This window comes from Azoarcus sp. Soil_N_20 (assembly GCF_057656155.1).
Window position 1 is genome coordinate 438,867 of record NZ_JBDGKX010000001.1, and the last position, 19,704, is coordinate 458,570.

Annotated in this window: 18 protein-coding genes; 14 read left to right on the forward strand and 4 right to left on the reverse strand. The window is 58.7% G+C overall.

Annotated features, from left to right (window positions below):
- Positions 1-61: 61 nt before the first annotated feature.
- The 4 genes from AC3A35_RS02070 to AC3A35_RS02085 form a co-directional block, all read right to left on the reverse strand.
- On the reverse strand, positions 62-1,006 hold the full coding sequence (locus AC3A35_RS02070; protein WP_487434182.1) for a homoserine kinase: 945 nt from the start codon (positions 1,004-1,006) through the stop codon (positions 62-64).
- A 25-nt stretch (positions 1,007-1,031) separates the two neighbouring features.
- The gene (locus tag AC3A35_RS02075) at positions 1,032-1,616 is read right to left on the reverse strand and encodes a DNA-deoxyinosine glycosylase (protein WP_487434183.1); all 585 of its coding nucleotides are present in this window, start codon (positions 1,614-1,616) and stop codon (positions 1,032-1,034) included.
- Positions 1,595-1,918 (reverse strand): DUF2782 domain-containing protein, encoded by a 324-nt coding sequence (locus tag AC3A35_RS02080; protein ID WP_487434185.1) that lies wholly within the window; start codon positions 1,916-1,918, stop codon positions 1,595-1,597. Before AC3A35_RS02080 ends, AC3A35_RS02075 begins: the two co-directional genes overlap by 22 nt.
- 236 nt (positions 1,919-2,154) lie before the next feature.
- Positions 2,155-2,880: an LOG family protein gene (locus AC3A35_RS02085; RefSeq protein WP_487434186.1), complete on the reverse strand. Its 726-nt coding sequence runs from the start codon at positions 2,878-2,880 to the stop codon at positions 2,155-2,157.
- 92 nt (positions 2,881-2,972) lie between these two features.
- On the opposite strand from AC3A35_RS02085, the gene polA reads away from it, so the two are divergent.
- The 14 genes from polA to AC3A35_RS02155 all read left to right on the forward strand — a co-directional run bounded on the left by polA (position 2,973) and on the right by AC3A35_RS02155 (position 19,701).
- Positions 2,973-5,711 (forward strand): DNA polymerase I, encoded by a 2,739-nt coding sequence (gene polA, locus AC3A35_RS02090; protein ID WP_487434187.1) that lies wholly within the window; start codon positions 2,973-2,975, stop codon positions 5,709-5,711.
- 181 nt (positions 5,712-5,892) lie between these two features.
- Positions 5,893-6,723: a Wzz/FepE/Etk N-terminal domain-containing protein gene (locus tag AC3A35_RS02095; protein WP_487434188.1), complete on the forward strand. Its 831-nt coding sequence runs from the start codon at positions 5,893-5,895 to the stop codon at positions 6,721-6,723.
- A gap of 327 nt (positions 6,724-7,050) precedes the next feature.
- A complete protein-coding gene (locus tag AC3A35_RS02100; protein WP_487434190.1) occupies positions 7,051-8,073 on the forward strand; it encodes an NAD-dependent epimerase/dehydratase family protein in 1,023 nt (340 codons plus the stop codon).
- Positions 8,074-8,179: 106 nt separating this feature from the next.
- Positions 8,180-9,373: a glycosyltransferase gene (locus tag AC3A35_RS02105; protein WP_487434192.1), complete on the forward strand. Its 1,194-nt coding sequence runs from the start codon at positions 8,180-8,182 to the stop codon at positions 9,371-9,373.
- Positions 9,374-9,389: 16 nt separating this feature from the next.
- Positions 9,390-9,911, forward strand: a complete 522-nt coding sequence (locus tag AC3A35_RS02110; protein WP_487434193.1) for an acyltransferase — start codon at positions 9,390-9,392, stop codon at positions 9,909-9,911.
- On the forward strand, positions 9,908-11,251 hold the full coding sequence (locus AC3A35_RS02115; protein ID WP_487434195.1) for a hypothetical protein: 1,344 nt from the start codon (positions 9,908-9,910) through the stop codon (positions 11,249-11,251). The genes AC3A35_RS02110 and AC3A35_RS02115 overlap by 4 nt, the downstream gene beginning before the upstream one ends.
- Entirely contained in the window at positions 11,248-12,747 is a 1,500-nt protein-coding gene (murJ, locus tag AC3A35_RS02120; RefSeq protein ID WP_487434197.1) for a murein biosynthesis integral membrane protein MurJ, read from the forward strand. Before AC3A35_RS02115 ends, murJ begins: the two co-directional genes overlap by 4 nt.
- Positions 12,748-12,913: 166 nt before the next feature.
- Entirely contained in the window at positions 12,914-13,789 is an 876-nt protein-coding gene (locus AC3A35_RS02125) for a dTDP-4-dehydrorhamnose reductase family protein (RefSeq protein ID WP_487434199.1), read from the forward strand.
- Positions 13,790-13,898: 109 nt separating this feature from the next.
- Entirely contained in the window at positions 13,899-14,909 is a 1,011-nt protein-coding gene (locus tag AC3A35_RS02130) for a polysaccharide biosynthesis protein (protein ID WP_487434200.1), read from the forward strand.
- On the forward strand, positions 14,902-16,032 hold the full coding sequence (gene wecB, locus AC3A35_RS02135; RefSeq protein ID WP_487434201.1) for a non-hydrolyzing UDP-N-acetylglucosamine 2-epimerase: 1,131 nt from the start codon (positions 14,902-14,904) through the stop codon (positions 16,030-16,032). Before AC3A35_RS02130 ends, wecB begins: the two co-directional genes overlap by 8 nt.
- A 113-nt stretch (positions 16,033-16,145) precedes the next feature.
- Complete coding sequence (locus AC3A35_RS02140) at positions 16,146-17,261, forward strand: glycosyltransferase family 4 protein (RefSeq protein WP_487434202.1); 1,116 nt, start codon at positions 16,146-16,148, stop codon at positions 17,259-17,261.
- Positions 17,258-17,866 carry a sugar transferase gene (locus AC3A35_RS02145; RefSeq protein ID WP_487434203.1) on the forward strand — a complete coding sequence of 203 codons (609 nt, stop codon included), beginning with the start codon at positions 17,258-17,260 and terminating at the stop codon, positions 17,864-17,866. The genes AC3A35_RS02140 and AC3A35_RS02145 overlap by 4 nt, the downstream gene beginning before the upstream one ends.
- The gene (locus tag AC3A35_RS02150) at positions 17,863-18,522 is read left to right on the forward strand and encodes an acetyltransferase (protein WP_487434204.1); all 660 of its coding nucleotides are present in this window, start codon (positions 17,863-17,865) and stop codon (positions 18,520-18,522) included. The genes AC3A35_RS02145 and AC3A35_RS02150 overlap by 4 nt, the downstream gene beginning before the upstream one ends.
- A gap of 3 nt (positions 18,523-18,525) precedes the next feature.
- Positions 18,526-19,701 carry a DegT/DnrJ/EryC1/StrS family aminotransferase gene (locus tag AC3A35_RS02155; protein WP_487434205.1) on the forward strand — a complete coding sequence of 392 codons (1,176 nt, stop codon included), beginning with the start codon at positions 18,526-18,528 and terminating at the stop codon, positions 19,699-19,701.
- Positions 19,702-19,704: the final 3 nt, after the last annotated feature.

Sequence of the window (19,704 nt, forward strand, 5' to 3'; positions counted from 1 at the left end):
ATGCCGCATTGCAGCGGCATCAGGTTGGGCGGTCCGATGCTAGCCGATCGGGGAGGCGAGTTCAAACCACGGGCAAGCCGGGAGAATACGCGATACGTTGCTGCAGGATGTCACGGTATTCGTCGGGGTTCTTTACCGACACCAACTCGCCTTCGCGCGGCAGGTAAAAATCGACCGCCCGCGACAGCCAGAAGCGCAACGCTGCCGCACGCAGCATTGCCGGCCAGGCGGTGCGCTCGGCCGCGCTGAAGGCGCGTTCGGCATGGTAAGCGGTGAGCAGGGCGGCGGTGCGTGCCGGGTCGAGTTCGCCGCCGGGGAGCGCGCACCAGTCGTTGACGGTGACGGCAACATCGAACAGCAGGGCATCGTATCCGGCGAAGTAGAAGTCGATCACCCCGCCGATATGCTCGCCATCCCACAGCACGTTGTCGCGGAACAGATCGGCATGCACCGCGCCTGCGGGCAGGGAGTCGGTCGCGATACCGGCCTGGAAGGACATTTCCGCGTCGAGCAGCGCGCACTCGTCGGCCGGCAGGTGGGCGCGCACACGCGTCGCAGCCTGCTCGCGCCACTGCGGACCACGCGGGTTGGGCTGGCGACGGCCATAGGACCGGCCGGCCAGATGCAGGCCGGCGAGCATGGCGCCGACGCGGGCGCAGTGGGCCTCGGCCGGGGCCATGATCGACGTGCCCTGCAGCCGCATTACCAGCACTGCCGGTTTGCCTTCCAGGGTGCCGAGGTATTCGTTGTCGCAGTCGGCGATCGGTGCCGGGACCGGCAGGCCGTGGCGGGCCAGATGGGCCATGAGATGGAGGTAGTAGGGCAGTTCGGCGCGGGCGATGCCTTCGAACAGGGTCAGTACGTAGCGGCCGAGTGTGGTGGTGACAAAAAAGTTGCTGTTCTGCACCCCGGCAGAGATGCCCTTGAGCTCGACCAACCGTCCAATGGCGTAATTCTTCAGCCAGTTTGACAGTACGGACTCGGGGACGGGGGTGAAGACGGACATGAAAACTCCAGGAGACGGAAAACGTTCAGACCGCTGCGGTGGTCGTTGCGCGCACCGCGGTGCGCACGGCCTGCCAGGCGGCGAGCTTGTCGGCAAAACTGCGCGCGGCGTGCGCGGGGCTGGTGGACGGAAGGCGCACGAGGGTCAGCGCATGTCCGTGGCCCGTGGGGCCAGCCGCCCCGGCGGCGGCCCCTGCAATGCGGACATGCCGCCGGAACGCCGTCTCGGCCGCGCCGCCGTTGAAAAACACATGGGTCAGTCGGGGGCAGGCGGCGAACAGGCCGGACAGATCGTTGGGCTCGACGCTATCGGCGTCGATGGCGCTGTCCAGGCTACCGGTTCGCCGGCAACGGCCAATCACGTCCCATAGCGCGATGCCCACGTCGAGCAGGCGACCGAGACGCACCGGATAGGGGTGCTCCGGGCCGGCATCGAACAGCGCGCCCATGATCGGCCAGAATGCGTTGCGCGGGTGAGCGTAATACTGCGCGGCCGCGAGCGAGGCGGCGCCGGGCATGCTGCCGAGAACAAGAACCCGTGCATCCTCGCGGTACACGGGTTTGAAGCTGCAGACCGCCGGGCCGGCGCTCACCAGGACTTGATCACCCACATCGGTACCGCCAGGGTCGGTGCGGTGTCGTCGCGCACCATCTGGCCGCTGCCTTCCTTGTCGATCAGATAGTAGGGCACCCCATGCGGCGGCGTGACCTTGACCATGTAGAGCTTGCCGCGGATGCGGTACTCGGTGACCGTGTCCTCGCCGCGCTTGACGATGGTGACCTCCGGTTCCTCGACGTCGGTCATGCCGGGCGGGGGCGGGGGCGGCTCGGGAATCGGCTCGAGGCCGGGTGGCTGCTGGGCCAGCACCGGCATCGAAACGGCCAGCAGCAGGGCGATCAGGGTACGGCGCATGATGTTCTCCTTCAGTTGCATCGATTCTATCACCCGGCCTGCATGCCGACGGGGAAAGGAGGCGGGCCGGGTTCGGGGTCGCGCGGGGCGATCGCCGGATCGCCGCCACAGGGCGGACTCCCGTCGGCCGCCGGTGCTCACGTCGGTAAGAGACGACGGCCTGAAGCCGTCTTACGAGTGCACTCGTCCGCCATTGGGGGGCGCGCGCCCCGCGTGGCCGGAATGCATCCGACCGCTCAAAGATTGAGCATCAGCTCGTGTTCTTCCGGCAGGGGCATGAAGCCCCGGGTCTCGTAGTGCTTGAAGATCGCTTCGACCACGTCCTCCGGCCGCTCGATGATCTGGATCAGGTCGAGGTCTTCGGGGTTGATCATGCGTTCGGCGACCAGCTGGTCGCGGAACCAGTCGAGCAAGCCTTTCCAGAACGGTGCATGAACCAGGATGATCGGAATCTTGCGGCTCTTGTGAGTCTGGATCAGGGTCATGGCCTCGAGCAACTCGTCGAGCGTGCCGAATCCGCCGGGCATCACCACGTAGGCGGTGGCAAATCGCACGAACATGAACTTGCGTGCAAAAAAATGCTGGAAGGTCTGCGAAATGTCCTGGTAGGGGTTGGCCTGCTGCTCCATCGGCAGCTGGATGTTGAGCCCGATCGACGGACTCTTGCCGAAATAGGCCCCCTTGTTGGCGGCTTCCATGATCCCCGGGCCGCCGCCCGAGATGACCGAGAAGCCGGCGTCCGACAGCAGGCGCGCGATCTTCTCGGCAAGCACGTAATAGCTGTGGTCGGGTGGAATCCGGGCGCTGCCGAAAATCGACACCGCCGGGCGGATGGCCTTGAGCCGTTCGGTCGCCTCGACGAACTCTGCCATAATTCCGAAGACACGCCATGACTCACGCGCATTGAACCGTGGCGCGGTGATGTCGGGCACGCTGCGGGAGAGCTTGTCTTTCGCGGTCATGATGTCTCTTCTTATCTTGTTCGTCTATTTGGCGCGCCCACACGTGTTCGAGCGTGGCGCTGTGCCAAGGTTTCCCGCAAGGATCTCCCCGGATGCCCACCCTGTTGCTCGTCGATGGTTCCAGCTATCTCTACCGCGCCTTTCATGCGCTTCCCGATCTCCGTACCACGAAGGGCGAGCCGACGGGCGCGATCCGGGGGGTGCTGTCGATGCTACGTCGGCTCGAGAGCGACTACAAGGCGGAATACCGTGCGTGCGTGTTCGATGCCAAGGGCAAGACGTTTCGCGACGACTGGTATCCCGACTACAAATCGCACCGGCCGCCGATGCCCGACGATCTTCGCGTGCAGATCGAACCGCTGCATGAGGCGGTGAAGGCAGAGGGCTGGCCGCTGCTGTTGGTCGACGGGGTGGAGGCCGACGATGTCATCGGCACCCTTACCCGGCAGGCCGCCGAGCGTGGCTGGGAGGTGGTGATCTCGACCGGCGACAAGGATCTCACCCAGCTGGTGCGTGCCGGCGTGCGCTGGGTCAACACGATGAGCGAGGAAGTGCTCGACGAGGCCGGCGTCACGGCCAAATTCGGCGTGCCGCCGGAGCGTATCGTCGACTACCTTGCGCTCGTTGGCGACACGGTGGACAACGTGCCCGGGGTCGAAAAGTGCGGCCCCAAGACCGCGGTGAAGTGGCTCGCCGAGTACGGTACCCTCGACAATCTGGTGGCCAATGCCGACAAGGTGGGCGGCAAGGTGGGCGAGAATCTGCGCAAGCATCTGGACTTCCTTCCTCTGGGCAAGCGCCTGGTGACGGTGATGACCGATCTCGAGCTGCCGCTGGAACTCGAAGACCTTCCCGCGCGCGACGACGACAAGGTGGCGCTGAAGGCGCTGTACGAGCGTTTCGAGTTCCGCGGCTGGCTGAAGGATCTCGCGGATGGGGCGGCCGGAGGAGCGTCCTCCGGCGCGGGCCAGCCTGGCCCGATCGCAGTCGCAGGCGACGATGAACCGACCGCTCCGGGCGCGCACCGCACCGACTACGAGGCCATCCTCGACTGGGCGGCGTTCGAGCGCTGGCTGGCGAAGCTCAATGCCGCCGAACTCAGCGCCTTCGACACCGAAACCACCAGCCTCGACCCGATGGCGGCGAAGCTGGTCGGGATGTCGTTCTCGACGGTGCAAGGCGAGGCTGCCTATCTGCCGCTCGCCCACCGCGGCGCCGATGCGCCCGAGCAGTTGCCGTTGCAGGATGTGCTGGCAAAGCTCAAGCCCTGGCTGGAGTCCGCGGCCCACGCCAAGGTCGGCCAGAACCTCAAGTACGACGCCCACGTGCTGCTCAACCATGGCATCGACCTGGGCGGGATCGCCCACGACACCCTGCTCCAGTCCTACGTGCTGGAAAGCGACCGCAGCCACGACATGGATTCGCTCGCCAAGCGCCACCTCGGCCTCACCACCATTCCGTACACCGAGGTCTGCGGCAAGGGTGCCAAGCAGATCTGTTTCGACGAGGTCGCGATCGACCGTGCCACCGAGTATGCGGCAGAAGATGCCGACATCACCCTGCGCCTGCATCGCAAGCTGTGGCCGCAGGTCGAGGCCGCGCCACGGCTCGAAGCGCTCTATCGCGAGATCGAGTTGCCGACGCTGTCGGTGCTGCTCGACATGGAGCGTACCGGCGTCCTCATCGACCCCTTCCTGCTCGCGCAGCACGGCGAGGAACTCGGCCGCCGGCTGGTGGGGCTCGAGCGTGAGGCCCACGAACTGGCGGGCCAACCCTTCAATCTCGGTTCGCCCAAGCAGCTCGGCGAGATCCTGTTCGGCAAGCTCGGCCTGCCGGCGGTCAAGAAGACCGCCACCGGCCAGCCTTCCACCGACGAAGAGGTGCTGCAGCAGCTCGCCGAGGACTACCCGCTCCCCAAGCTGCTGCTCGAACACCGCGGCCTGGCCAAGCTCAAGAGCACCTACGCCGACAAGCTGCCGCGCATGGTCAATCCGCACACCGGCCGGGTGCACACCAGCTTCTCGCAGGCCACCGCGGTCACCGGCCGGCTGGCCAGCTCCGAGCCCAACCTGCAGAACATCCCGATCCGTACCGCCGAAGGCCGCCGCATCCGCGCCGCCTTCATCGCCCCGCGTGCTCACCTCATTGTCTCCGCCGACTACTCGCAGATCGAGCTGCGGATCATGGCCCACCTGTCAGGCGACGCCCGTCTGCTCGAAGCTTTCGCCCAGGGCGAGGACGTGCATCGCGCCACTGCCGCCGAGGTGTTCGGGGTCAGTCCGGCCGAAGTCAGCAGCGAGCAGCGCCGCTACGCCAAGGTGATTAATTTCGGTCTCATCTACGGCATGAGCGCCCATGGCCTGGCCAAGAACCTGGGCATCGAACGCGGTGCAGCGCAAGCCTGGATCGACCGTTACTTCGCCCGCTACCCGGGCGTGGCCGACTACATGGAGCGCACCAAGGCCGAGGCCAAGGACAAGGGCTACGTCGAGACCATCTTCGGCCGCCGCCTGCACCTGCCCGACATCCGCGCCCAGCAGGTGGGTCGCCGCCAGGCTGCAGAGCGGGCGGCGATCAACGCGCCGATGCAGGGCACCGCGGCCGACCTGATCAAGAAATCGATGATCGCGGTGCATGGCTGGCTGGCGGGCTCGGGCCTGAACTCGCGCTTGGTGCTTCAGGTCCATGACGAACTGGTGCTGGAGGTGCCGAACGGCGAGCTCGACACCATCCGCGCGGAGCTGCCGAAACTGATGGGCGGCGTGGCCGAACTGGCAGTGCCGCTGCTGGTGGAGGTGGGGGCGGGGGACAACTGGGACGAAGCGCACTGATCGTCCTTGGCGGTCTACGGTTCAAGGCGTGTGCGGTGCGCGTGCAGGCATTTTGCGATACGTCGACGAGTGCATCGGGTTCAGCGCCGATCCGGATATTGCGTTGCAGGATGTTCTGAGAGCATTAATCTATGCCCTAGTAGTGCGATAATGCGCGTTTGCCACGCATCCGACGCCAACCATGCCGCACAGCCAGCCGCAACGAGTATCCCCGGACGACGAGATCAGTCTGATCGAGCTATGGGACATCCTAGTGCGGCGCAAGACATGGATTTTCTTCAGTGTGGTGCTGTGCGTATGCGCCGGTTTGGCGTTCGCCTTCCTCAAGTCCCCGGTCTTCACCGCGAGCGTGAAGGTTCGTATCGGACAGGTCGCGGGCACCGGTCTTTTCGAGCCCCCGGAGGTACTGTCGTCGCGCCTGCTCGCACAATTTGGCGAAAACGTTGCGGATGGCGTGAAACGCGAACGTCCCTTTCTGGTCAGAGCAACGGCGCAGAAAGGAACCTCCGCAACGATTGAGCTGACGACGGAGGGCGATCATCCCCAGGATGCAGCCGACTTGCTGAGTCGGGTATTCGAGGATATTCAGAAAACGCACGCCGAGAACTACAGACAGAATGTTCAGTTTCTGTCCGAGCGCCTGCAGAATCTCGATAAGCAGCGCCAAGCGTTTCAGCAGCAGTACGACGACGCGACCGCCATGCTGGCACAACTCGCGCCGCGTGATCCGGTGCAGGCGTCTCTGATCATGCTGGAGCGCGGTCGCATTTCGACGGCGATGAACGAACTCGACGCCGAGAAACCTGGACTGATGCAGAGGCTTACACCGCCGCTTACCCAGCCCACCGAGCTGATAGGCGAAATTGCCGCGCCGACCGAGGCGGCCAAGCCGAAGAAAGCGATGATCCTCACCCTGTCCGTCATTCTCGGACTGATGGGGGGCGCGATCCTCGCTTTCATCGTGGAGTTCGTCTCCAACGCGCGCAAAAACCGTCCTGCTACGGCGAGCTGATTCCCATGAGCGGCATCGTCGGCGCCACCATCCATCGCAGCGACGACGTGCGCGTGCGCAGGCCTTGTTAAGCGACTGCTCGCCCATGTTCAACGAGTGTTCCGCACCCGTTGCCCGCCGCTCAAAGATGTGCGCCGGCGGCTTGGAGGGCGTCCGGCAACAAGTAGCGCACTTCGTCCATGCGAAGTTTGACCCATCTGCACTGGCAGGGCGTCATCCACTGGCGCGTGAGCGCAGAGCACCTACCGGGTTTCGATCTCCTCCGTTTCGAGCGCGGCGCCATCACGGCATCGCACGACGTCATGTTTCCAACTTTCGCCTGTATCAATGACTGCATATAAATCCCTGCGGGATACTCTCCGTATCGAACCTCGCACCTGGCTCATCACCGGAGTGGCGGGATTCATCGGCTCCAATCTGCTTGAGACCCTGCTCAGGCTCGATCAACGAGTTGTTGGTCTCGACAACTTCGCCACCGGCCACCAACGCAACCTCGACGAGGTACAGGCACTGGTTACGCCCGAACAATGGACACGCTTCACCTTCAATCCGGGTGACATCCGTAATCTTGACGACTGTCGCAAGGCCTGCAACGGTATCGATCATGTCCTTCACCAGGCCGCACTCGGATCGGTTCCACGCTCTATCAACGATCCGATCCTGACCAATGGTACAAACATCGACGGCTTCCTCAACATGTTGGTCGCTGCACGTGATGCCAAGGTTCAAAGTTTCACCTACGCCGCCAGCAGCTCCACCTATGGCGATCACCCGGGGCTACCCAAGGTGGAGGATGTGATCGGCAAGCCGTTATCTCCCTATGCGGTGACCAAGTATGTCAACGAGTTGTACGCGGAAGTGTTCGCCAGATGTTACGACTTCAACACTATTGGGCTCCGTTACTTCAACGTCTTTGGCAAGCGGCAGGACCCCGGTGGCGCCTACGCTGCGGTGATTCCGAAGTGGACCGCAGCCATGATCAATGAAGAAGACCTGTTCATCAACGGGGATGGAGAAACCAGTCGCGACTTCTGCTTTGTCGACAATGCCGTTCAAGCCAACCTGCTTGCTGCGACTGCCACTTCCGACGCGAAGAATCAGGTCTATAACGTGGCAGTGGGCGATAGAACCAGCCTGAACAAGCTGTTCTCCTGCCTTAAAGAGACGCTTGCGGCGAATGGTATCGTCTACCAAAAGAAGGCAATCTACCGCGACTTCCGTGGCGGCGATGTTCGCCACTCTCAGGCAGATATCAGCAAAGCTGAACAACATCTTGGTTACGCCCCGGGCTTTGCCATTCAGGACGGCATTCGCTGTGCGATGCCTTGGTACATCGGATTCTTCAAATGAGTTTTCAGGCAGATTCGAACCAAGCGCCATTGAAGCCGATTTTCGCGCAAGAATCCGCCGCTCATACCGGTCGGCCGCCGTCTAGTATGAAAGCTGTCGGCTGAACATGAGCAAAGGGACGATAATCTACATCGGCGGTTTCGAACTGCCGGACAGAAACGCTGCCGCCCACCGTGTTCTGGCGAATGGAAAGATCATGCGGGAGCTCGGCTACGAGGTCGTGTTCGTCGGAGTCGACAGTGCTCGATCCTCTGGCACGGATCTCGTGCGGCGCGATTTTCTCGGCTTCGAATGTTGGAGTGTGTCCTACCCGGTAGGAGGTCGCGCATGGTTGAAGTATATTTTGGGCCTGACCACGATCCTCGATTTCTGTCAGATGAACCGTCTCGCCAAGGTCGTCGGCGTGATTTGCTACAACTATCCGGCCGTGGCTCAGTGGCGCATGAAACTCCTGTGCCATCGCTTCGGCATAAAGGTGATGTCGGATGCCACTGAATGGTATGACGCAAGTGGTGGAAGTCCAGTCTACCGCGTCGTTAAATCGATCGATACCGCGCTGCGCATGTATGTCGTTCATCGACTCTCCGATGGGGTCATTACCACCAGCAAGTATCTGACAGACTTCTATAGCCGTATGGGCAAGGTAACAGTCGAGCTTCCGACCCTATTCGATGCCGATCGATTTCAACCACCTTTGCCCAGGGATAACGCATTGCCGAAACGCTTTATCTATGTTGGGTCACCTTTTGACGCTGGTCGGATAAACAGGACGCGTAGCAATCTCAAAGAGCGTCTCGATGTCTGTATCGAGGTTTTCCATCAACTCTACACGGCAGGACAAGATTTCCGCTTCGAAATTTATGGAATCGAGTCTGCAGACTATCTGCATGTCTTTCCCGAACATGCAGGAATGCTCCAGGAGTTGGCTCAGCACATGGTCTTTCGGGGTAGACAGCCCAACGAAGTGGTGTTGAAGCGCATCTCAGAATGTGATTTCAGCATATTCTTTCGTGACGAAACCCGGGTGACGTTGGCTGGATTCCCGTCGAAGTTGGCCGAGTCGATCAGTTGTGGAACCCCGGTGGTTTCAAACAAGATGCCAAGTCTTGAGAATCATGCCCCGAGCGAAGGGCTATTTCTTGCCGCGCGGGGCGACGAACTTGATCTGGTCAGGAAGGTGATGGCCATTTCACGATCCGAGATCGATGCTCTCAAGCAGCGGACCTACCGCTCGCGGACATTCGACTATAGAAACTACACGGCCAAGGTTTCCGTTTTTCTGGCTGACGTGGGGGTGTGAAGTGAAGGTTCGACGATTGCTGAAGGTCTTCACGGCTCCTCTCAATATGCTGCATGCCGCGCTATACCCGGTTTCTTATGCAAGAAGGATTGGCGTTGAATTGCAGGGTCGCGTGACGATATACGGCTCAAGTTATGCCATGTTCAGTGCCGAGCCCTACCTGGTCACTTTGGGTGACAATGTCTATATCAGCGTTGGTGCGAGTTTCGTTTGCCATGATGGCTCGACGCTGCCTTTCCGAAAGGATATTCCCGATCTTGAATTGGCGGGAGAGATTCGAGTGGGCGACAATGTATTCATAGGTAAAGGAGTCGTGATTCTTCCGAACGTGGTTATTGGAAACAACTGCATTGTCGGTGCCCACTCAGTTGTCACCAGAAGTGTGCCTGACGGTTCCATCGTCGCCGGCAATCCGGCAAGGATCGTGAGCACGACGGAAGACTTCCTGCGACGCGCAGAGAAAAGGTCTTTGAGGATTGGCCATTTGACCGGTCGGGAAAAGGTCCTGGCGTACAAGAAGATCTTCAATAGAAGATGAGAATTCTGAGTTATCGATACCTCCCGCTGAATGTATATGTCGGATACTCTTTCTTTGTTCTGACAAGTCTGTTCGTTGGGCCCATCGAGTACAGCAATCTCGATTACATCGTCCTGATGTCGTTCATTACGGCATGGGTCTCTCTGTTCGCGCTGGGTTACATCGCGGGTGCACGTGGAAACTATCGACAGCACGCGACTGATTTTGAAGAACGTGCCGCATCCTTTCGGAAGGTTCGGTGGTTTGTCAGCGTGGTTCTAATTCTTGGTGTGATCAGTTCCGTAGGGCAGGGGTATTCTTTTCTTGCCTCGGGTGGCGAAATTGGTCTTGACACTATTGGTGACAACTACGTCAAAGGGTATGAGGGATACGAGCGTGGACAGGCACATATCGATTTCTTCTACATCCTTAATATATTTGACCAGGCGCTGGTCGCTCTCGTCCTTCTATTCTCGTTCTACTACTTCAAAGTAATGGGAAAGTTTGCCAGGTATGCCTTCCTGTTCGTGGTAACAACGTATCTCGTGGTCAATGTCGTCGGTGCGGGTAAGCAGAAATATCTGGGCGATGTGGTGATATTCGCCTTCTTCTGCATGGCGATCAACTTCGCAGCTCGCGGGCGGAAGATCAGGATGCGGACGTTGGGTATTGCTTCAGTGGTCGTGGCTTCCGTGTTCTTGATGTTTGTGGAGATTCTTCGCCAAAGGTACATGGCAGCCGGTATCGGGCTCGATAATATATACGAGAAGAGCCACCCGTTGATTAGCTGGGACGACAGCTCCCTGGTGGTGAGTCTGGTGAGTTCCGACTACGCACTGGCGCTGGGCGTCTTCCTTGGATATTTTACCAATGGACTGTATGGACTGTATCTAAGTTTGACGCTGCCGTTTGAATGGACTTATTTTGTCGGTAACTCGTACTCGTTGGGCCGAATCGTGGAAATAGCACTCTCCGCGGATGGTTCCATTCTCGAGCACACTTATCCGTATCGGGTGGGACTGGTGTACGGATGGGGGTTCGATAAGTGGCATTCGCTGTTTGCTTGGCTGGCCTCGGATATTTCCTTCGTCGGTGTCCTGTTTCTTGCGCCCCTGCTGTCGTTCGCGTACGCAAGACTCTGGTTGCAAGCGATCAAGGCCAGCAATCCGTTTGCTGGCCCTTTGTTCATCTACTTGTCTTTGGGGTTGATATTCAGCTACGCCAACAACCAGCTCATGCACAGTTTGGCGGGCGTGATTGTGCTGGCGGTGCTGTTCGCCGGCTGGGTCTTATCGCCTAACCTGTTGCACCAGCGCTTGCCCGGGCGTCCGGATTCCGGTTGCCCCGAGGAAACGGAATGAGCAGACACTGGAGTCTGATTCTCATCTTCACGCTCATTCTACTGGGCAAGCTGAGCGGATTCATCAAGGATGTCCTGATCACGTTCTACCATGGCGTCTCGACCATCACCGACGCCTATTTCCTTTCGAACTCGATTTCTTCCGTGTTGTACATGGCCATTCACTCGGCGATTCCCGTGCTCGTGATTCCCCTCTACTCGCGACTGATAGTGAATGACACACCTCAGCGGGTCGACAGGGATCTTTCGGCCGCAATGTTCTTCTTCTTCTCCGTGTCCGTTTGCGTGGCCATTGGTGTTTTTAGTGCGGCACCGTGGTTGGTGGACCTGTTCTCGGGGGCGGTTGATGGACGAGTCAAGGAGCTTGCCGTCAACTATCTGTCCATCATGGCTTTGACCTTTGCACTCTCGAGTCTGGTTTCCTTCTTCAATGCTATCCAGACCGTCAACAAGGTTGTCGTTCCTTCTTATGCCGTACCTATCGTCAATAATGTTGTTTTTTGTCTGGGCCTGTTCTCGTTCAGTTTGGCCGCCGATTTCGACAAGGTCTTGTTGCTTGGGGTTCTGGCGTGGTTTGGATTGCTGCTCGTCAACTATTCTATTTCTAGAAAGACCTTCTCGTTCAAAACCAGAGCCGCCTTTCTGTTCTTCGCCGATAAGAAGTTCATTCTTCTGTTTCTCCCGGCCGCCGTCTCCTTCTATGTCGAGCAGCTGAACGGATTTGTGGGAATCTATTTTGCGACGAAGCTTGGTATCGGAGCAATTTCAGTATTTGGGTACTCAAGTAAATTGAGTATGATATTCCTTTCGGTGTTTCTGGTTTTTCTGACCGCTTCGCTTTTTCCGCGTATCGCTGTCGTCGCGGTGCGGACCGATCAGACCGAGTTGTTCAGATATCTGAACGATTGCGTTCGGTTGGTCGTCATATGTTCGGTCCCGGCTGTAATCTATATGAGCTTCTATTCTGCGGAGATTGTATCGATTCTGTTTCAGCGCGGAAAGTTTTCAGGCGACGATGTTGTAAAGGTTGCCTCTGTTTTTTCCGTGGCATTGCTCGCGCTTCCTTTCTGCTTGGTTCGAGATATCATGAATCGGGTGTTCTTCTCGCACGGTAATACGTTGATGCCCGTGCTGTTGTCCCTGGCGGCGTTAGCCATCAACTTCGCGCTGAGTTATCTGCTCTATCAAGAGCATGGTCTGGTTGGTTTGGCCGCTTCTGTAGTGGTTTCCAGTGCGCTGAACGGCGTTGTTATGACCTTGTTGGTTCAGCGCAGAATTGGCTTTAACTTGCTTGTGCCCGGTTTGAAAGTAATGGCCTTGTGCTGCATTGGTGGATTCGTCGCCTACCTGGTACTTGGTTGGCTTCATGGCGTCTTTCCCGAGTACTGGTTGCTTCTATTCCCTCCTTTTGCTCTCGTCTACGTCGTTTGTCTTTCGGTGTTTCGAATGAAGGAGGTGCAGGTGGTTGCCGCCCTGCTGCGTAGACGAACAGCGTGAATATGGTGGCCTCCTGGTGCCTCGGTTGGGGCGTTTTCAAGGCGTGGCTTAAGAGGATTACGAATGGAATTCGTTTTGGTCCGGCCGTCGGGGTTCTCCCTTTGGCACAGCCTGGTGGCTATATCTTGATGCTTGTATCAGTTTACGAAACTTGAGGGGTAGCGTAATGCGTGTATTAGTCCTTGGGGCCTCCGGGATGTTGGGCAATGCGATGATTGATGTTCTCGCCCAGGAGGCGGCTAACGAGGTCTGGGGGACGCTTCGCAGCCCCTCCGCTCTTCAGTATTTCAGTGACGAGCAACGCCCCCGCTTGCTGGTGGGCGTCGATGCGTTGGATCTGGACGCGCTGGTACGGGTGCTGGATACAGTGCGCCCCGATGTGGTCATTAACTGCATCGGGCTGATCAAACAACTGGCCGATGCTCAGGATCCACTTTCCACACTGCCTGTAAATGCGATGTTCCCGCACCGCCTTGGCAGACTCTGCGGGCTGGCCGGTATCCGAATGATACACGTCAGTACGGATTGTGTTTTTTCGGGACGGAAGGGGTTGTACACCGAACGCGATCCTTCCGATGCCGGGGACCTGTACGGCAAGTCGAAGTTCATCGGTGAGCTTCATGATCTGGATCATGCGGTCACCCTTAGAACGTCGATCATCGGGCATGAGCTCAATTCAAACGTTGCACTGGTGGATTGGTTTCTTTCACAGACTGGTGAAGTGAAAGGTTATACCAAAGCGATATTTTCAGGGCTGCCAACGGTCGAGCTGGCTTCTGTCATCCGGGACCGCGTGCTCACGCGTCCGGAACTCCATGGGCTGTATCACGTGGGCGCAGCCCCCATTGCCAAGCTGGAGTTGTTGCGCTTGATCGCCGACCAGTATGGAAAGGCAATCACCATTGTGCCGGACGAGCGCGTTGTAATCGATCGCTCCCTTGATTGCACGCGTTTCGGTCAGGCGACCGGTTATGTTGCACCGGCTTGGCCGAAGTTGATCGAGAAAATGTTTGACGGACGGATCGGGAGAGCGGCCCGGTAGTCGAAGTGCCGCCGCTGGTCGTGAAGATCTTTCGCTCGTCCGGCAGACGCCACCAGCGTGGGTGCGAAAGCTGTTCTCCGGCATTGGATGATTATTTGAGGAATTCTGTATGTTTGACAATAAGATCTTGATGATTACCGGGGGCACGGGCTCTTTTGGAAATACCGTGCTCAAGCGCTTTCTGGACACGGGAGTACGCGAAATACGCATCTTCAGCCGCGATGAGAAGAAGCAGGAGGATATGCGGATAGCGCTCGCTAACGACAAGGTCAAGTTCTATATCGGTGATGTACGGGACTACAGCAGCATCTCCCAGGCCATGGTCGGTGTTGACTACATTTTTCATGCTGCAGCTCTGAAGCAGGTGCCTTCGTGTGAGTTCTACCCGATGGAGGCAGTACGCACCAATGTCATCGGCACGGAGAATGTATTGAATGCAGCAATTGCCACGGGCGTCAAACGTGTTGTCGTGCTCAGTACGGATAAGGCCGTATACCCGATCAATGCCATGGGAATATCCAAGGCGATGGCGGAGAAGTTAATGGTCGCCAAATCACGGATGATTCCAGAGGGAGGCCCGGTTATCTGTGCGACGAGATACGGCAATGTCATGGCTTCACGTGGTTCGGTGATTCCGCTTTTTATAAACCAGCTCAAGGGCGGGGAGCCGCTGACCGTCACTGATCCGAACATGACCCGTTTTCTTATGTCGCTTGAGGATTCTGTTGACCTGGTGTTACATGCGTTCGAGCATGCAGAGCAGGGCGACATTTTCGTACAGAAGGCGCCCGCTTCGACGGTGGCAGATCTTGCTCAAGCACTCAGGGAGTTGCTTGCCCGCGACAACCCCGTAAAGATCATTGGTACACGGCACGGCGAGAAACTGTATGAATCGCTGATTTCCCGAGAGGAAATGGCCAAGGCGGAAGACATGGACCGTTATTACCGAATTCCTGCGGATAATCGAGACCTCAACTACAAGAAGTTCTTCGTCGAGGGTGAGCAACATATTTCGGAACTCGATGATTACACCTCGCACAATACGGAGCGCCTCGACGTCGAGGGCGTGAAGGAGGTGCTCCTGAAGTTGGACTATATTCGTGAGGTTCTCAATGCTTAAGGTAATGACGCTGGTAGGTACTCGCCCCGAGCTGATCAAAATGAGTCGAGTCATTGCCGAGCTGGATAGACAGGTTGACCACGTCCTCGTTCATTCCGGTCAGAATTACGATTACGAGCTCAACCAGGTCTTCTTCGAGGACCTGGAGATTCGTAAGCCGGATCACTTCCTGGGTGCCGCCGGTGAAACTGCCGCGCAGACAATTGCCGAGGTCATCAGCAAGTCCGATACGGTGTTCGAGATGGAAAAGCCCGATGCCGTTCTTCTTTACGGCGATACGAACACCTGTCTCGCGGTAATTGCTGCGAAACGGCGGAAGATCCCGGTCTTCCATATGGAGGCTGGTAACCGTTGTTTCGATCAGCGCGTTCCCGAAGAGCTCAACCGCAAAGTGCTCGATCATCTCAGTGACATCAATATGGTATTGACCGAACACGCGCGTCGGTACCTGATCGCAGAGGGAATTCGTCCGGAGACAATCATCAAGACCGGTTCCCATATGGGGGAAGTGCTGAACCATTACTTGCCGAAGATTCGGGAGTCCGATGTCGTGGCGCGTATGTCGTTGGATGAGGGGAGGTTCTTTGTTGTCAGCGCTCACCGCGAGGAGAACGTGGATAGCCCCGAGAATCTCAAGGATCTGCTCGATACCTTGAATGCCCTGGCAGACCGCTATAAGTACCGGATCATCGTTTCGACCCATCCGCGTACTCGGAAGCGGCTTGAGGCCCTCGGCGTCCCGTTGGACCATCCGCTGATCGAGTTCATGAAACCCTTTGGTCTTCTGGACTATATCAAGCTGCAGATGTCCGCCTTTTGCGTCTTGTCAGATAGCGGAACAATCACGGAGGAGGCGTCTCTGCTTAACTTGCCTGCTATCACGATTCGCAATGCACATGAGCGGCCCGAGGGCATGGACGAAGGCACGTTGATCATGAGCGGGCTGAAGGCCGACCGCGTGCTTGAGGCAGTCAAAGTCGTCACGAGTCAGCATGATCGCACCCGTCAGGTGGTTCCAATCGTAGCGGACTACATGGGCGGTCCGGTGTCGATTCAGGTTGTGCGCGTGGTCTTGAGCTATGTGGACTATGTGAATCGCACGGTATGGAGAAAGATGGGGTAGGCTACAGTCGGGTGTTTGCTGTGAACAAAGTTCCAGATGACGGAATGTATGGGCCGGAATTGGGCCCGAATTCGTCGGCGCACTTGCACCGGCATTGCCCACCAAGAACAACAATGACCTTTCTTCTCATCGCAGGTTTTCCCGACTCGATTCTGCAATTCCGCGGCGCACTCATCGACGCTTTGCTTGCGAAGCGACTGGCGGTGCATGTTGCCGCCCCTGACCTTCCTTCGTCGAGTCCTTTGCGGCACCGCCTCGAGCAGCAAGGGGTCACGGTGCACGAGATCCCGTTGCGCCGCACAGGCACAAACCCGGTGTCCGATTTGCGACTGATTCTGCATTTGGTACAGCTCATGCGACGTATTCGCCCTCAGCGGGTATTGGGCTATACGATCAAGCCGGTCATCTATGGCTCGTTGGCCGCCTGGCTGGCGGGTGTGCCGTGCCGCTATGCATTGATCACCGGTTTGGGGTATGCATTTCAAGGGAATAACGAGCGTGGCAGCTTGCGTTCTGTTGTCCAGTGGCTATACGCGACGGCGCTGCGCCATACGCACAAGGCGTTTTTTCAGAACCCTGACGATGAGGCGGTGTTTCGCCGTCGGGGGCTATTGCCCACGAGTGTGCCCTCCTGTGTGGTAAATGGTTCGGGTGTGGAGCTTGCCGCTTATGCGCCTGCGCCGTTGCCGCCGGGGACACGGTTCCTGCTTGTGGCGAGACTTCTGGGAGACAAGGGGATCCGTGAGTATATCGAGGCAGCTCGCCGAGTCAGGCGTCGGAACCCGGAGGTTACGTTTGGGCTGGTCGGATGGATCGACGGCAATCCTGATTCGATTCGGCAGGATGAGCTCGATGCCTGGGTGAAGGATAGAACGGTGCAGTTTTACGGACGGCTCACGGACGTCCGACCGGCAATTGCTGAATGCAATGTATACGTCCTCCCAAGTTACCGTGAAGGTACGCCGCGTACCGTGCTTGAGGCGATGGCGATGGGCCGGGCGATAATTACTACCGACGCGCCTGGTTGCCGAGAGACGGTAGTGGACGGCGACAACGGGTTCTTGGTGCCAGTCAAATCGGTGGATGGACTGGAGGCTGCCATGCAGCGTTTCATCGACGAACCTGCACTCATGAGCCGGATGGGGCGACGCGCACGCGCGGTCGCCGAGGAAAAATACGATGTACATAAAGTTAACGCAGTCATGTTGCGCGAAATGGGTCTTGAATGATAAAACGCTTTTTCGATATTCTGGCCTCGGCTGCAGCGCTGGTCGTTCTTTTGCCGGTGATCGCCATTGTTGCCTGGAGGGTCTACCGCAAACTCGGTTCGCCTGTCCTGTTCTGCCAGACCCGTCCTGGTCTGAACGCTAAGCCCTTCCAGATGATCAAGTTTCGCACGATGCGCGACGCCACCGATGCCAAGGGCAATCCGCTCCCGGACTCGGAACGTATGACAGGATTCGGCAGCTTCCTGCGAGCGTCGAGCCTGGATGAGCTGCCGGAACTGTGGAACGTGCTCAAGGGTGACATGAGCCTGGTCGGGCCACGGCCGTTGTTGATGGAATATCTGCCGCTCTATAGCCCCGAACAGTCTCGCCGCCACGAGCTGCGCCCCGGTGTGACGGGCTGGGCGCAGGTGAATGGCCGCAATGCGCTGAGCTGGGAGGAAAGATTCCGCCTGGACGTGTGGTATGTCGATAACCAGTCGTTCTGGTTGGACCTGAGAATCTTGTTCATGACGGTGAAGCGGGTGCTGGTGCGCGAAGGGATCAGTGCGGAGGGCGAGGCGACGATGCCGAAGTTTACGGGGTCCACCGAGAGGGGGAAGCCGTGAGTTCGGCCTTATATGCCGTGTATGGTGCAAGCGGCTGTGGCCGCGGGGTAATGCCGCTGGCGCGTGAGCAGTTGCGTGACCAGGGTATTCCCGCCGACCGACTGGTATTCGTGGATGACAAGGTTGAAACGGCCATTGTGAACGGCCAGCGTGTAATGCGCTATGCGGCTTTCCTTGCAGCCGAGGCCACTGAACGCTATGCGGTACTCGCCATCGCAAACAGCGTCATTCGTGAAAGACTTGCTGCCCATTGCCGGGCCGATGGCGTGCAGCCGTGGACGGTGAGTGCCACCAACGTGGTGGTGATGGACGAGGTGCAATTGGGCGAAGGTGCCATTCTTTGCCCATTTGTGACGCTTGCCTCCAATAGCCGCATCGGGCGCCACTTCCATGCCAATCTCTACAGCTATGTCGAGCATGATTGCGCGATCGGTGATTACGTGACCTTTGCGCCGGGCGTAAAGTGCAACGGAAATATTGTGATTGAGGACCATGCCTACATCGGAACCGGGGCAATCATCAAGCAGGGCCGGCCAGGGCAGCCGCTGGTGATCGGCCGCGGTGCGGTGGTCGGTATGGGCGCCGTAGTGACGAAGGATGTGCCGCCGGGCGTTACCGTGGTTGGTAACCCGGCGAAGCGGATGAACAAGGAATAACCTGTGCTTAATACACCTTTTGCCCCCTGGCCGAGTTTCACGGAAGAGGAAGCGAACGCTGTTCGTGACGTGATCCTTTCCAACCGGGTCAACTACTGGACTGGCCAGGAGTGCCGCCAGTTCGAGAAGGAATTTGCAGTCTGGGCGAGCACTGAATACGCAGTCGCAGTGGCGAATGGTACGGTGGCGCTGGACGTCGCGCTGAAGGCGCTTGGCGTCGGGCCGGGTGATGAGGTCATTGTGACACCTCGCACCTTTCTCGCCTCGGTGTCCTGCATCGTCAATGCCGGTGCGGCGCCAGTGTTCGCCGATGTCGACCGTGACTCGCAGAACATCACGGCCGATACCGTTCGGGCAGTGCTTACCCCGCGTACCAAGGCGGTGATCTGTGTGCATCTGGCGGGCTGGCCGTGCGACATGGACCCGATCATGGCGTTGGCCGAGGAAGAAGGTCTGTTCGTGGTCGAGGACTGTGCCCAGGCACACGGTGCACGCTACAAGGGCCGGCCAGTGGGTTCGATCGGGCATGCGGGGGCATGGTCTTTCTGTCAGGACAAGATCATGAGTACCGGCGGCGAGGGTGGCATGGTCACTACCAACGACCGTGAGCTGTGGTCGAAGATGTGGTCGTTCAAGGACCATGGCAAGAGTTGGGATGCCGTGTACGAGCGCGATCATCCGCCAGGATTCCGTTGGCTGCACGAAAGCTTCGGCACCAACTGGAGGATGATGGAAACACAAGGGGTGATCGGCCGCATCCAGCTGCGGCGGATGCCGGCATGGCACGCGGAGCGTAGCGTGCATGCAAACGCGCTCTGGAACGTCGCACGGGCATTGCCTGCGTTGAGAGTACCGGTGATTCCTGCCGAGATCGAGCACGCCGCTTACAAATGCTACGTGTTCGTCGAGCCGACAGCGCTGAATTCGGGCTGGAGTCGCGACCGCATTCTGCAGGAGATCAATGCGCTCGGCGTCCCGTGCTATGCGGGGTCGTGTTCGGAGGTCTATCGCGAGAAAGCCTTCGATGGGACCGGCTGGCGGCCTGAGCCCGGTTTGACCGTCGCCAGGGAGCTTGGTGAAACAAGCCTGATGTTCCTCGTGCACCCTGGTCTGACCGACAGGGATATCCGCAGAACTTGCGAAGCGCTGAGCCAGGTCATGCAGCGTGCGGCTGGATAATGC